The 12,759-nt window shown below is 67.0% G+C and carries 14 protein-coding genes; 6 read left to right on the top strand and 8 right to left on the bottom strand.

Going from position 1 to position 12,759, the window contains the following annotated elements; genetic code table 11:
- Nucleotides 1–58: 58 nt before the first annotated feature.
- The gene (locus ACZY0R_RS15770) at nucleotides 59–787 is read right to left on the bottom strand and encodes a GntR family transcriptional regulator (protein WP_488859264.1); all 729 of its coding nucleotides are present in this window, start codon (nucleotides 785–787) and stop codon (nucleotides 59–61) included.
- A 243-nt stretch (nucleotides 788–1,030) separates the two neighbouring features.
- Here ACZY0R_RS15770 and ACZY0R_RS15765 point away from each other — a divergent pair, with 243 nt between their 5' ends.
- The 5 genes from ACZY0R_RS15765 to ACZY0R_RS15745 all read left to right on the top strand — a co-directional run bounded on the left by ACZY0R_RS15765 (nucleotide 1,031) and on the right by ACZY0R_RS15745 (nucleotide 5,704).
- Nucleotides 1,031–2,392, top strand: coding sequence for a class-II fumarase/aspartase family protein (locus ACZY0R_RS15765; RefSeq protein WP_488859263.1), 1,362 nt, complete (start codon nucleotides 1,031–1,033; stop codon nucleotides 2,390–2,392).
- A gap of 42 nt (nucleotides 2,393–2,434) precedes the next feature.
- Complete coding sequence (locus ACZY0R_RS15760) at nucleotides 2,435–3,415, top strand: Bug family tripartite tricarboxylate transporter substrate binding protein (protein WP_488859262.1); 981 nt, start codon at nucleotides 2,435–2,437, stop codon at nucleotides 3,413–3,415.
- A gap of 331 nt (nucleotides 3,416–3,746) precedes the next feature.
- A complete protein-coding gene (locus tag ACZY0R_RS15755; protein ID WP_035859856.1) occupies nucleotides 3,747–4,010 on the top strand; it encodes a type II toxin-antitoxin system Phd/YefM family antitoxin in 264 nt (87 codons plus the stop codon).
- Nucleotides 4,007–4,327, top strand: coding sequence for a Txe/YoeB family addiction module toxin (locus tag ACZY0R_RS15750; RefSeq protein WP_488859261.1), 321 nt, complete (start codon nucleotides 4,007–4,009; stop codon nucleotides 4,325–4,327). Before ACZY0R_RS15755 ends, ACZY0R_RS15750 begins: the two co-directional genes overlap by 4 nt.
- 666 nt (nucleotides 4,328–4,993) lie before the next feature.
- On the top strand, nucleotides 4,994–5,704 hold the full coding sequence (locus tag ACZY0R_RS15745; protein WP_488859731.1) for a GntR family transcriptional regulator: 711 nt from the start codon (nucleotides 4,994–4,996) through the stop codon (nucleotides 5,702–5,704).
- On the opposite strand, the gene ACZY0R_RS15740 is transcribed toward ACZY0R_RS15745, so the two are convergent.
- The 3 genes from ACZY0R_RS15740 to ACZY0R_RS15730 form a co-directional block, all read right to left on the bottom strand.
- Nucleotides 5,701–6,960: an MFS transporter gene (locus ACZY0R_RS15740; RefSeq protein WP_488859729.1), complete on the bottom strand. Its 1,260-nt coding sequence runs from the start codon at nucleotides 6,958–6,960 to the stop codon at nucleotides 5,701–5,703. The two genes, ACZY0R_RS15745 and ACZY0R_RS15740, sit on opposite strands and share 4 nt — an antisense overlap.
- Before the next feature lie 74 nt (nucleotides 6,961–7,034).
- Nucleotides 7,035–7,730 carry a hypothetical protein gene (locus ACZY0R_RS15735; RefSeq protein ID WP_488859727.1) on the bottom strand — a complete coding sequence of 232 codons (696 nt, stop codon included), beginning with the start codon at nucleotides 7,728–7,730 and terminating at the stop codon, nucleotides 7,035–7,037.
- 162 nt (nucleotides 7,731–7,892) lie between these two features.
- Nucleotides 7,893–8,804: a LysR family transcriptional regulator gene (locus ACZY0R_RS15730; RefSeq protein WP_035859863.1), complete on the bottom strand. Its 912-nt coding sequence runs from the start codon at nucleotides 8,802–8,804 to the stop codon at nucleotides 7,893–7,895.
- 178 nt (nucleotides 8,805–8,982) lie between these two features.
- On the opposite strand from ACZY0R_RS15730, the gene ACZY0R_RS15725 reads away from it, so the two are divergent.
- Entirely contained in the window at nucleotides 8,983–9,180 is a 198-nt protein-coding gene (locus ACZY0R_RS15725) for a cupin domain-containing protein (RefSeq protein WP_488859260.1), read from the top strand.
- Between the two features lie 45 nt (nucleotides 9,181–9,225).
- Here the strand turns inward: ACZY0R_RS15725 and ACZY0R_RS15720 are convergent, their stop codons facing one another.
- The 4 genes from ACZY0R_RS15720 to ACZY0R_RS15705 all read right to left on the bottom strand — a co-directional run bounded on the left by ACZY0R_RS15720 (nucleotide 9,226) and on the right by ACZY0R_RS15705 (nucleotide 12,745).
- Nucleotides 9,226–10,086 carry an NAD-dependent protein deacetylase gene (locus ACZY0R_RS15720; RefSeq protein ID WP_488859259.1) on the bottom strand — a complete coding sequence of 287 codons (861 nt, stop codon included), beginning with the start codon at nucleotides 10,084–10,086 and terminating at the stop codon, nucleotides 9,226–9,228.
- A 60-nt stretch (nucleotides 10,087–10,146) separates the two neighbouring features.
- Entirely contained in the window at nucleotides 10,147–10,410 is a 264-nt protein-coding gene (locus ACZY0R_RS15715; RefSeq protein ID WP_488859258.1) for an oxidoreductase-like domain-containing protein, read from the bottom strand.
- Between the two features lie 77 nt (nucleotides 10,411–10,487).
- Entirely contained in the window at nucleotides 10,488–11,048 is a 561-nt protein-coding gene (locus ACZY0R_RS15710) for an SRPBCC family protein (RefSeq protein ID WP_488859257.1), read from the bottom strand.
- Nucleotides 11,049–11,221: 173 nt separating this feature from the next.
- Nucleotides 11,222–12,745: an efflux transporter outer membrane subunit gene (locus ACZY0R_RS15705; RefSeq protein WP_488859256.1), complete on the bottom strand. Its 1,524-nt coding sequence runs from the start codon at nucleotides 12,743–12,745 to the stop codon at nucleotides 11,222–11,224.
- Between the last annotated feature and the right edge of the window lie 14 nt (nucleotides 12,746–12,759).

Raw genomic sequence — 12,759 nt, 5'->3', positions numbered from 1 at the left:
CACAACCCGCGGGGCAAACGCAAACACGCCCGCGCGGCGCGCGCGGCCCGGCGCAAGCTCAGCCCTGCCGCTGCAGCACGGTCGAATATGTGAACCTGTCGGCCGGATGCAGGCTCACCACGACTTCGAACAACCGGTCGGACTGGTCGTAATACCGTCGCACGAATTCCAGCGCATGGGCGTCCGGCGCGGTACCCAGCACCTCGGCCAGCGCCGCCGGCACCCCCACCGCCCGTACGGTCTGGCGCACTTCCCTGACCAGGCGCCCGGTTGCCTTGCCAACCAGATCGCTGATCAGGCTGGTGTCGGTCTTGAGCAGCTTGCGGATCTTGGCGCCGTCAGCCGCCATCACGTAGACATCGGACCACGACAGCGGATGGGATGGCGCTTCCGGATTGGTGCGGGATGTCTCGATATGGAGCCAGCGCGAGCCAGGCTGGCAGCCCAGGCGGGTGGCCAGCTCGATATCCATCACGATCTCGCGCGCGCCGTGGATGGTGCGCAGGGTGGCGGCGCCGTATTGCACCAGTTCGTCGATGGTGGAGAGCTTGGGCGTGTATTCCCTGCTGCGTGGCGCGGCGGCTTCCACCCGCGTGCCCGCGCGCTTCTTGCGCGAAACCAGGCCAAGCTCCTGGATGCGCATCAGCGCCACACGCACGGTGCCGCGGCTGACGCCGTGCTTCTCGGCCAGCTCCAGTTCGCCCGGCAGGCTTGACCCGACAGGATAGACCCCGCTCGTAATGTCGTGAATGAGCGCCTTGGTCAACTCGGCGTGGCGTGGCTCCATGGGTTCCCTGAATGATCGATCGATGTGCTTGCGGCGTAGCAAATGCTAGCGCCTGGCGGACCGCAAGCCAAGCGCAAAGGGTAAACCTGACGCAGATCCGGCTTGACGGCCGAAACCCATATTCCTAGAATATGTTTAAACATATTTTTTAGATAGACATATTGGCAGGTTGGATGAGGCACAGGTTCAGTCCCTGGCGCCCGCCCCTGACCCGATTGCCGACACTTTCAGGAACCCGCACTCATGGCCACTACCGTCTTCGACTCCGTTCTCTTCCGCGACATGTTCGGCACTCCGCAGATGCGTGCCGTCTTCGACGACCGCGCCTATGTGGCGCGCTGCATCGACACCGAGACCGCGCTGGCCAGGGCGCAGGCCAAGGCGGGCCTGATCCCGGCCGAAGCCGCCCGCGAGATCACCGCGCGCGCCAGCCTGGACAAGATCGACGTCGACGCGATGCGCGCCGAGACCGAGATCGTGGGCTATCCCATCCTGCCGCTGGTGCGCCAGCTGAGCGAGATGTGCGGCGAAGCCGGCCGCTATGTCCACTGGGGCGCCACCACGCAGGACATCATGGACACCGCCACCATGCTCCAGTGCAAGGCAGCGGTGGCCATCATCGAGACCCAGCTCGATGAAGTGCGCGGCGCGCTCAAGACGCTGGCGGCGGCGCACGCGCGTACCGTCACCGCCGGGCGCACGCACCTGCAACATGCGCTGCCGGTCACCTTCGGCTTTCGCGCCGCGGTCTGGCTGTCGTCGCTGAACCGCCATGCGGAGCGGCTGGCCCAGGCCAAGGCGCGCGCGCTGCTGGTGGAGTTCGGCGGTGCGGCCGGCACCCTCGCCTCGCTGGGCGACACCGATATCGGCCTCACCGTGCGCGCCAACCTGGCCGAAGAGCTCGGCTTGCGCGACCCGCGCATTACCTGGCACGTGGCCCGCGACGGCCTGGCGGAGATGGTCTCGCTGCTGGCCGCTATCGGCGGCTCGCTGGGCAAGATCGCGCTGGACGTGATGACGATGGCCTCGTCCGAGTTCGGCGAGGTGGCCGAACCCTTCGTGGAAGGCCGCGGCGCCAGCTCGACCATGCCGCAAAAGCGCAACCCGATTTCCAGCGAGCTGATGCTGGCGGCAGCCAAGATGCTGCGCGAGCGCGCCGCGTTGATGCTCGACGCCATGATCCAGGATTTCGAACGCGCCACCGGGCCATGGCACCTGGAATGGAGCGCGGTGCCGGAGAGCTTCCTGCTGGCATCGGGCGCGCTGGGCCAGGCCACCTTCATGCTCAAGGGCCTGTCAGTGGATACCGCCCGCATGCGCGGCAACCTCGACCTCACCGGCGGGCTGATCGTGGCCGAGGCCGTGATGATGGGACTGGCGCCGGCCATCGGCCGCCAGCAGGCCCACGACGTGGTCTACGACGCTTGCCGCCACGCCATCGAGCACAAGCGCAGCCTCTATGCCGTGCTGTGTGAGAACCAGGACATCGTGGCACGCCTGGGCGAGCCGCAGATCCGCTACCTGACCGATCCCGCCAACTACCTAGGTGCCGCCGAGCGGATGGCGCTGGCGGTGGTGAAGGACACCGTGCTGGCCCCCCGTTAAAGCATCCGAAGAACCAGAACAATCTTGATGAAAGAGACAACCATGACCAAGCGACTCGCCGCCGTCCTCGCCCTGCTAGCCCTGTCCACCAGTACCACCGGCGCGCTGGCGCAAACCTACCCCACCCGCCCCATCACCTGGATCGTGCCCTTTGCCGCCGGCGGCCCCACCGACGCGCTCGCCCGCAATATCGCCGAACGCGTCGGGCGCGACCTCGGCCAGCCGGTGCTGATCGAGAACCAGGCCGGCGCCGGCGGCACCATCGGCGCGGGCAAGGCGGCTAAGGCCGCGCCCGATGGCTATACCTTCCTGGTCGGGCACATGGGCTATATGGCCGCCGCTCCGTCGCTGTACAAGAAGCTGTCCTACGACCCCGTCAAGGACTTCGACGGCGTGTTCCGCTTCCCCGATACGCCGCTGGTGCTGCTTGTGGGCGCGAACTCGAAATTCAAGACCGTACAGGACCTCGTCGCTTTCGCCAGCGCCAACCCGGGCAAGCTGAACTTCGGCAACGCGGGGGTGGGCTCCACCTCCCACCTGGTGGCGGCCATGTTCGCCCAGCAAGCGAAGATCAAGGTGACGCCGGTGTCCTATAAAGGCGCCGGTCCGGCACTGACCGACGTGATGGGCGGGCAGGTCGACGGCATGTTCGACCAGACCAACACGGCCCTGCCCCAGGTCAAGGGCGGCAAGGTCGTCGCCATCGCCCAGACGGCAAGGCAGCGCGTGCCGCAGTTCTCCAATGTGCCCACCGTGGCGGAGACGGTGGTGCCGAACTTCGAGGCATCCACCTGGTACGGCCTGTACGCGCCGAAGGGCACGCCCAAGGACATCATTGCCCGCAACTACGCCGCGTTCGCGAAAGCCATCGCCGACCCCGATTTCTCCAGGAAGCTGACAGAACAGGGCATCCAGCTGCTGCCCGAAGCCGCCTACAAGTCCGCGGCGCTGAACCAGCACACCGCGGCCGAGGTGGCCAGGTGGAAGACGGTGATCACCGCGGCTGACATCAAGCTCGATTAAGGGCGGCTCGGTGAACTCAATCATGTCGAGTTCCGCGATGGGCGCCGTTCTGGCGCATCACGGAGTAGATACCGCGATGGCCAGTGCACTCTGCGCTGCCACCGGGGCTCTGATCCCCGTGAATGCGTTCGCAGTGTCGCCGCTTAGCCCCCGGTTTGGCAGGCTCTCGTACAACTGGCGTCAAGTTCCCTGCCAGCCCCGGGCTGCTGGGAGCGAGCCAATCGTGACCGAACGCGTTGACGATCGCCGTCTAACAGCAGCCAGCGCACTCCGAATCCTTCCGGTGCTATACTTGTCCAAGTAATTGAACAAGTTCTATGGGAGAAGTGCCATGCGCACCATTCATTTCTCCGATGCCCGCAACAACCTGAAGGCGGTCATCGACCAGGCCATCGACGATCATGACGCCATTCTGATCACGCGCCGCGACGCGCCGAATGCCGTCATCATGTCCCAGGAACAGTATGACAGCTGGATGGAAACGATGTATCTGATGTCGAATCCGGCCAACGCGAAGCGACTGATGGAGTCGATCGCACAACTGCGCCAGGGCGAGGCCGTGCCACACGACCTAATCGACCCGGACGCTGAATGACGCGCAAAGTCCTATTTGCACTAAACGCCTGGGACGAATACGTCTGGTGGCAGACCCAAGACAAGAAGATTCTCAGACGCATCAATCAACTCATTGCCGAGTGCCAGCGCGACCCGTTCACGGGGATCGGCAAGCCGGAGCCCTTGACGGGCAACCTGTCCGGTTTCTGGTCGCGCCGCATCGACGATGCGAACCGCTTGGTCTACGATGCCGATGACGACTTGCTGCGCATCGCCAGTTGCCGCTTCCATTACGGCGACAAGTTACGCCGGCTCAGGCCGGTTTCTGACACAAGTCCTCGGCAGCCATCCCGGTGATTTCGATGAACACACGGCGGAGGAGACGTGGCACAGCGCTATTCTGATCATGGCAAGTGCTGCGCGGAAATCAACAGCATCATGAACCGCTCACGTTCCGGTGACGGTGCGAACTCCTCAACGCGGCGGATCGCAATTTCCGCATCGATCAGCGTATTCAGCGTAGAGCCCAACATCCGGCGCTATTTGAGCCCGCCCTTGGCAAACCAGTCGCTTCGCCGCTCGCCCTCTGCGGCGTACTGGTTGACCGGCCAAGTATAGGCATCTCCTTATACAGAAGTCATGCGCCCTCATCGCGTAGAGCCTGAATCGTGGCGGCAGCATCCATCGTTCGCTGCAGTCCGATCCAGAGCGTCTTGGCACGGCCGAGTGGCGGCTGCACTAACCGCATGGGCTTGCGCGGCAGTGCTCATGCCGAGCGCACGGATGTCGAGCGACTCGTCAAATTCGATCATGTCGCGTTCCACGATGACGGCCCCGGCCGCCGAAAGGCGCGCCAACGCACAGGCAAAGGCTTTCGCCACCGGCGCCGGCATCCACGTGCGAAAACGTCTTCGGCACCGCCAGGCACAGTGAGCGCAAGACTAGGCGTTCGCGCCGGCTTTTGGTAGTACGATATCGCCCTTGCAAGCATTACCGTGTTGTCGGGAGAGAGTTTTGCCATCAGTGGATCGCCGTAGCGCCGGCTCATCGCGCGCCCGGACCAGGACCGAAGAACCATCGCAGAACGAGCGGGCCTACACCGGCCTGCGGGAGCGGCTGACCACGCTGGTCTACCGTCCCGGCGAGCATCTCAATATCTCCACCCTGGTGGACGATCTCGACATTGGCCGCACGCCGATCAACCAGGCGCTGCACCGGCTCGCCAACGAAGGGCTGGTGCAGATCCTGCCGCGCAAGGGCGTGGTGGTCGCGCCGCTTTCCATCGACGACGCCCTGCACCTGATCGACGTACGGCTGGCCAACGAAACGCTGTGCGCCAGGCTGGCCGCCGAGCGCATCACCCCCGCCGGCTTGCAGAAGCTCGAGGCCATCCTGCGCCAGGTCGACGATGCCGTGGCGCAGCGCGACCTGCCGCAGGTGACCCACCTGGACCGGCTGTTCCATGAGCAGATCGCGGAAATATCGGGTAATCCGATCCTGATCGAGATCCTCAAGGTGCTGCACGCGCGCTCGCAACGCTTCTGGGCCATCTCCCTGTCGTCCGAAGGGCACCTGGGCGAAGTCGGCGCCGAGCACCGCGCCATCCTGCAGGCGCTGCGCGACGGCGATGCCGCGGCGGCGGCCAGCGCGGTCACGGCGCATGTGCTTTCTTTTCGCCAGTCCTTGCTGCAAGGCCGCCGCGAAACCGTCTTCGCGCCGGCGGACCAGGCTTAGCGCGCCAGCGGCTTGTTCGCCGTTTCCCGGGCGGCCAGCAAAGCCGCCAGCGTCAACGCCAGGGCGGCACTGACATACAGCGAGATTGCCAGCGTCGAGCCATACGACTTGTACAGGCTGGCGATGATCAGCGGCGCGAAACCGCCTCCCACGATGCCGGCCAGCGTATAGGCCAGCGACGACCCGGCATAGCGCACCCGCGTGGGGAACTGCTCGGTCACGAAGGCCGCCTGTGGGCCGTACATCATGGCGTGGATGATCAGCCCGACGACCACTGCCGCGCAGATCTGCAGCGGCTGTGCGCTGTCCATCAGCCGGAAGAAAACGAAGGCCCACACCACCGCCAGCAAGGCGCCGGCGATATACACTGGCCGGCGCCCGAGCCGGTCCGACAGGCTGCCGAACAAAGGCACCGCAATGGCGTTGCACGCCGCCCCGATCATGGTCGCGGTCAGCGCCAGCGGCCGGGACAGGTGCAGCACGCTGGTCACGTAGGTCAGCGTGAATACCACCACCAGCGCATAGAGCACGTCGGAGCCAATGCGCACGCCGCCGGCCAGCAGCAGGCGCCGCCAGTGATCCACGAACACTTCCTTGATCGGGGTCTTGGCCGTGCTCTTGCGCGCCTCCATCTCCCTGAACATCGGCGTTTCCTCAACGCCCTTGCGCAGCCACAACCCAAAGACGACCAGCAGCACGCTCGACAGGAACGGAATGCGCCAGCCCCAAGCCTGAAAGTCCTCCGGGCTCAGCCACAGCGAAACCACGGCGATAAAGCCAGTGCCCAGCAACGTGCCGCACGACGGCCCCACCTGGGTAAAGGAAGCATTGCGCCCGCGCTGGTGCTGCTCGCCATGTTCCATCGACAGCAGGACCGCGCCCGCCCATTCGCCGCCGATGGCCGCGCCTTGCAGGAAGCGCAGCGCCACCAGCAGGATCGGGCTCCAGATGCCCCACGACATGTAGGTGGGCAGCAAACCCATCAGGCCCGTGGCCACGCCCATCAGGACCAGCGTGGCGACCAGCACGAAGCGCCGGCCGAGCTTGTCGCCAAGGTGCCCGAACAACACGCCGCCAAGCGGGCGCGAGACATAGCCCACCGCATAGGTGGAGAACGCCAGGATCGTGCCGGTGAGCGGATCGAACGAAGGGAAGAAAACCGCGTTGAACACCAGCGCGGCCATCAGGTTATAGACGGTGAAGTCGTACCATTCCAGCGTGGTGCCGATAGTGCTGGCCGCGGCCAGGCGGCCCATCTTCGGCACAGCGGTGCCGGTAGCGGCGGCATCGGATGCGCCCGGCGCGGCGGAAATCGTGTTGGCGTTGTGCATCACACCACCTCCCGCGCGAAGAGCTTCCACTTGAGTGCGTAGCGGGCAGCCTGCTGCACCGAGGCGCCCAGCCGCGCAGCAGCTTCTTGCAGTGCCAGTTCGCTCGCGGCTGCGGCGCTGCTCTCTATCACCAGGATGGGCAGCAACTGCCGGTCCGCCAGGCTTTCCTCCGGCAAGGGCTGGCTCAGCTCCGCATCCGGCATCAGCAGGTAGGACTGGACGAAACCGGCCCGCGCGGAGAGTTGCCCGCCCACCTCGCCGGCGAGATCGACCAGAGCCAGCGCGTCCTCCGGCTGCGCCAGCGGCAATACGGCGAGCCAGCTGCCGCTGCCCTGCCCGACCGTGGCGGTGACTTCGCTCACGCGGCGCATCGGCTGGCGCATGCGCGCCAGGTTGGCCACGGACCACGGCGTCTGCCGGCGGAACGCCGCCTGGTAGGCCGCGGAAGTGAATGCCGCAAGCGACTCGGTGCGATACAGGCCGAGATACTTCGGGCCGCCCTGTACGGCCTCATAGCGCGCCGCGGAGATAAAGCCTTCGATACGGGCGCGCTCCTCGACATGCTCGCGGTCGTACCACTGATTGAAATCGGCCTCATCGGCCGCGTCCACATTCGACGCGACGAACAACATGCCCTGCGGGGCGATCCCCGTCAGGCGTTCCATCGTCAGACTCTCGTTCTCGCTTGCAAACATCTCGCTCATCAAACTCTCCGGTTGCCACGCTGATTCCAAAGCGGTGAGTTGATGATCGGCGCGATCGCCGCGCGCGACAAACGGGTTTTTCTTCGTGTTTCCGATCAGTTTTTCTGTTCGACCCGGCCGCGTTCGCGCACCAGCGTAGCGCACTGCGGTGCATCACTCCGGCGCAAACGGTGCAGGCAGCGAGCGCACGAAGCGATCCGATTCGCGGCACGCAAGCTCCGCGACCAGCCGGATCGCCTCCGACGCGGCGTGATCGAGATGGCTTACCACCAGACGCTGATGCGGCAGCGGCACGTCGCACGCAATCACGCGCAGCTCGCCGCGCTCGACTTCTTCGCGCACGGGTGCCAGCGGCATCAGCGCATTGCCAAAGCCGGCTTTCACCAGGCGCACGATGGCCGCGATGGAACTGACGCAGTGCACTTTGCCGACCGGCAACCCCGCCTTGCGGTACAGCTCCTTGAGCGCCAGGTGCGGCTGCGAACCGGGACTCATGGTGATGGTCGGATGCTGCAGCAGCGAGGCCAGTTTTCCTTCGCCCGGCTGTGCCGTCCCGGCCGGCCCGATCCACCCTATCGCCATCGGCAGGCACGGCGTGCTGGTGATGCCCTCGCCCACCGCGGGATCGGTCTGCAAGGCGATATCGATGCCGCCGGCACGCAAGGTCTTGTGCAGGCCTTCGGTGGTTTCCGAAGTGATCTGCACCTCGATGCCGGGATAGGACGATTGCAGATGCCGCAGGAAATCCACCAGCCAGGTATGCACCACGCTCTCGATGGCGCCGATGCGCACCAGCCCCAGCAACTCATGACCCGAGCGGCCCAGCACCATGATCTCCCGCTGCAGTTCCAGCAGCCGTTCGCCGTAGCCCAGCAGGCGCAGGCCCACTGGCGTGAGCCGCAGGTCGCGCGCCTCGCGCTCGAACACGCGCGCGCCGATTTCCTGCTCCAGCGAGGCAATGCGATTGGACATCGCGGCCTGGGTGATGTGCAGCTTCTCGGCCGCCGCGCGAAAGCTGCCAAGGCGGGCTACCCACATGAAGGCTTCGACGAAGCGCGTGTTCATGGCGCGGCACCCCGGCCCGGCCGCGCCCCACAGCGGTGCGCCCCTTCCGTCAAACCTGCTCCCGGCCAGATCGGTCCGGTTCCGGCAAATGCATGTTTATCGCCTTGTGAAATTTCACAGAATTAACAGAGCGATTTTATGCAATATCCGCGCCAGTGCTGTAGTGGCATTCCCTAACTTGCCTTGGCGCATCCACCGGCCACCCCGGCTGGTCCCACCGGCAGCGGTTGCCGGGGTGGTCGAGGTCACGGCCGGCCAGTCGTTGTGGCTGGTCCCGCCGCAGCGCGCGCTATGGATGCCGGCGGGCGTGCAGCACGGCATGCGCGCCCGCGGCATGGTATCGCTGCGCACGCTCCACGCTCTATATCCGCCCTGAAGCCTGCCCGGCAGCCACGCCGCCGCAGCCTTTGCACAGGGGCGCTCAGTGGCCGGCGGCGCTTGCGGGCAGGTCCAGCCGCACTACCAGGTCCGTCAGCGCCGCCGCGCAAGACACATCCACCTTCAGCGCGAGCAGCCCATCCGCACGGGTCTGCCCGAGGTTGATCGCGGCGACAGGCTTGCCCAGCTTGCCGGCGGCGAGGCAGAAGCGGAAGCCCGAGAACACCGTCAGCGATGAACCGATCACCAGCAGTGCATCGGCCTGCTCCAGCGCCTGCATGCTGGCATCCACGCGTTCCCTCGGCACGGATTCCCCGAAGAACACCACGTCTGGCTTCAGCACGCCGCCGCAATGTCCGCAGGCGGGAATGCGTACCGCCTCGAAGCTGGCCAGCTCAAGATGGGCGTCGCCATCGGAGGCGGGCAAGGCGCGCAACGCCGCCAGGTCGGGGTTCTCGGCTTCCAGCTGCGATTGCAGCGAGGCCCGTGTCCGGCGCGTGCCGCAATCCAGGCAGATCACGCTGCCAACGTGGCCGTGCAGTTCGATCACGCCAGTACTGCCGGCGCGCTGGTGCAGGCCGTCCACGTTCTGCGTCACCAGCTGGCGCAGGAACCCGGCGGTTTGCAATTGCGCCAGCGCGAAGTGCGCGGCGTTCGGCTGCGCATTGGCAAGCACCGGCCAGCCCAGCATGCTGCGCGCCCAATAGCGCTGGCGCACCGCGTGCGAGCGGAAGAAGTCCTGCGCCTGCACGGGCGGCGTGCGCTGCCAGTTGCCTTGCGCGTCGCGGTAGCCGGGGATGCCGGAATCGGTGCTGATGCCGGCCCCGGTCAGTACGAGCAGGCGGGGATGGCCCTGCACGAACGCATGGAGATCGGCCAGGACAGGCTGGTCGGTAACGGGCACGGGGAAGGCTCCTTGTGCGTTGCGTGTGGCGTATTCGCCAGGAGAACCGGCGCCGGCGGCTCAGAAAACGGGGCCACCCGCGCCGGCGTCCACCGTCTGGCCGGCGAGCGCCTGCCACGCCTTGAGTTCGGCGCGATAGCGCTCCATCGCCTCAGCGTGCAGGTCGAAAATGCAGGGCTCGCAGCCATTGCCGCAGCAATCGTTGATATCCGGCGTGGGCGGGGCAACAGGCCTGGGCGGTAATGCCGCCGCTGCCGGCTCCGGCGCGTTCGCTGGTTCTGGGTTGCGTCCTGCCTTGGACGCCGGGTTCTCTTCCGACACCATCTGCTCCGATTGATTTGCCCGATCAGTATACGGTACGACCCGGACCGGCAAGCCCGGCGGCAAAGGCGGCGCCCTGGTCAGCCGCCCGTCCCGGCCGCAGGCTTGCGGGCTTCCAGCACCGCGCGCAGCCGCGTGACCGCCTCGGTGGATTCGGCCTCGATGCGCTTGCGCAGCAGCAGGCGGTTGGTCAGCGCAAAAAGAAGGTTCGGCGCCGCGTAGCTGAAGTCACGCCGGAAGCGCGTGCCCTGCGGCGTCGGGGCGAGCGTGTAGCGCACCGCTCCCGCCTCGCGCCCGTCGATGGTGCCCTGGATCATCCAGACGGAGGGGCGGCTGCGCTCGACCACGGTCCACACCACCTTGCCGCGCCGCCCGCCCACCAGGAAGGTCTCGGTAACCTGCTCGCCAGGCACCAGCGGATGGTCCGCCGCGCCGGCCACCGCCAGGGAAGACGGATGCCAGTCGGGCCAGTTGGCGGGCGTGGAGACGTAATCGAAGACCACCGCGTCGGGTTGCGCGATCGTCACCTCGTTGACGATATGCGTAACGTCGCGCCAGGCGCCGGGCACAGGCAGCAGCAGGATGGCGGCCGCGCCCACCAGGATGAGCAGCGCAGCAAAAAGGGTCCGGTGCGGCCTCATGGTGAGCAACGTGAAAGGATGGCGCGCAGGAAAACTGCGGCAACGCCAGCGGCCCTTCCGGCGCGTGTGGCCGCGATGCTTCCAGTTTAGTCAGCTTTGCCGGCCGCGTCGGGTCGGCATCGGATGACGCGCGGCAACCGCGCGTGGGCGGTTGCCGCGGCTTGCAGGCGCGCTTAGTGGCTCGCGGCCAGCGGGCCGGGGCCGGCCTGTGCCATCTCGGGCGTGGCCTCGGGCAAGGGCCCCCAACCGCCTCCCAGCCTGCGCACCAGCGCCACCGTCGCGGAAGCGCGCAGCCCGGCCACCTGGTTGGCCTCGCGCTGCGACTGCAGCACCGTGCGGTCGGCGTCGATCACCGTCAGGTAATCCACCGCGCCGGCTTCATACCGGCTGCGCGAGATCCTGGCCGCGCGGCGGGCGCCGCCCAGCGCGCCGTCCAGCGCACCGGCCTGCTGGCTCAGCCAGCGCACATCGGCCAGGCTGTCTTCCACCTCGCGCAGCGCCGTCAGCACGCTCTGGCGATAGCCCGCCACCGCTTCCTCGTGCTGCGCGCGCGCCGCCGCCAGGTTGGCCTTGTTGCGGCCGCCGTCCAGGATCGGCTGCGCAATCGTGCTGCCGATCAGCGGCCCCAGCATCCAGGCACGCGACGACCACTTGAACAGGTTCGACAAGTCGTTCGATTCGAATCCGAACAAGCCGGTCAGCGTGATGCGCGGGAAGAACGCCGACTTGGCCACACCGATGCGCGCGTTGGCCGCCGCCATCAGGCGCTCGGCCTGCGCGATATCGGGACGGCGCTCCAGCAGGTCCGAAGGCAGTCCTGCCGGCACCGTGATCAGCGCGGCGTCGAGCGGGCGCGCAGCCAGCGTAAAGGCGCCCGGCGGCGCGCCGGTCAGCACCGCCAGCGCGTGCTCCTGGTTGGCGCGGCGGCGCTCGATGCCGGCCAGGTCCGCGCGTGCCGTGCCCAGCTCGGCTTCAGCGCGGGCGGGATCGAGATCGGTGGTCTCGCCTTCGTCGAAACGGCGCTTGAGCAGCTTGAGCGCATCCTCGCGCAGCGTGATGGTGGCGTTGAGCAGGTCGCGCTCGCTGTCCAGCGTGCGCAGCGCGAAGTAGGCCTGCGCCACGTCGGCTTGCAGCGCGAGCTGCACCGAGCGGTACAGGTCTTCCGCGGCTTCGCCCTCCGCCCGCGCCGCCTTGACGTTGTCGGCCACGCGGCCGAACAGGTCCACCTCGTAGCCTGCGAAGGCGCGCGCCCTCAATACCGTCTGCGGCGATACGGGCGTACCGTCGGGCAGCCCTTGCGAGGCTGCCGAGAGCTGCGTGCGGGACGCGTCCAGGCCCAGGCTGAGCTGCGGGTACTGGTCGGCCTCGGCCACGCCGGTGAAGGCGCGCGCCTGCTTGACGCGGGCCGCGGCAATGGCGAGATCCTGGTTGGATTCGGTCGCCGCGGCGATCAGGTGGTCGAGATCGGCATCGCCGAAGATCTTCCACCATTCGCCGCGCTGCGCGCCTTCAGACGGGGTTGCCACCTTCCACTGGGCGCCTTCCGCCTGCGCGGCCTCGGCTTCCTTGTAGGCGGGCGTGGCGGCGGTGGCGCTCTCCGGCACCTTGTAGGTCGGTGCCAGCGAGCAGCCCGCCAGGACCAGGGCCACGGCCAGCGTGGCCAGGCGCGGCAGTGCCGCGGGCAGTAGCGATGTCATGCTGGATGTCATGG

This window comes from Cupriavidus sp. F041 (assembly GCF_057814235.1).
This window is presented reverse-complemented; position numbering and strand designations above follow the sequence as displayed.

Excerpts from the sequence above, each read along its gene's own strand:
- ACZY0R_RS15770 (WP_488859264.1), bottom strand. The coding sequence starts at position 787 with ATGGAGCCACGCCACGCCGAGTTGACCAAGGCGCTCATTCACGACATT.
- ACZY0R_RS15765 (WP_488859263.1), top strand. The coding sequence starts at position 1,031 with ATGGCCACTACCGTCTTCGACTCCGTTCTCTTCCGCGACATGTTCGGC.
- ACZY0R_RS15760 (WP_488859262.1), top strand. The coding sequence starts at position 2,435 with ATGACCAAGCGACTCGCCGCCGTCCTCGCCCTGCTAGCCCTGTCCACC.
- ACZY0R_RS15755 (WP_035859856.1), top strand. The coding sequence starts at position 3,747 with ATGCGCACCATTCATTTCTCCGATGCCCGCAACAACCTGAAGGCGGTC.
- ACZY0R_RS15750 (WP_488859261.1), top strand. The coding sequence starts at position 4,007 with ATGACGCGCAAAGTCCTATTTGCACTAAACGCCTGGGACGAATACGTC.
- ACZY0R_RS15740 (WP_488859729.1), bottom strand. The coding sequence starts at position 6,960 with ATGGGCCGCCTGGCCGCGGCCAGCACTATCGGCACCACGCTGGAATGG.
- ACZY0R_RS15735 (WP_488859727.1), bottom strand. The coding sequence starts at position 7,730 with ATGTTTGCAAGCGAGAACGAGAGTCTGACGATGGAACGCCTGACGGGG.
- ACZY0R_RS15730 (WP_035859863.1), bottom strand. The coding sequence starts at position 8,804 with ATGAACACGCGCTTCGTCGAAGCCTTCATGTGGGTAGCCCGCCTTGGC.
- ACZY0R_RS15715 (WP_488859258.1), bottom strand. The coding sequence starts at position 10,410 with ATGGTGTCGGAAGAGAACCCGGCGTCCAAGGCAGGACGCAACCCAGAA.
- ACZY0R_RS15710 (WP_488859257.1), bottom strand. The coding sequence starts at position 11,048 with ATGAGGCCGCACCGGACCCTTTTTGCTGCGCTGCTCATCCTGGTGGGC.
- ACZY0R_RS15705 (WP_488859256.1), bottom strand. The coding sequence starts at position 12,745 with ATGACATCGCTACTGCCCGCGGCACTGCCGCGCCTGGCCACGCTGGCC.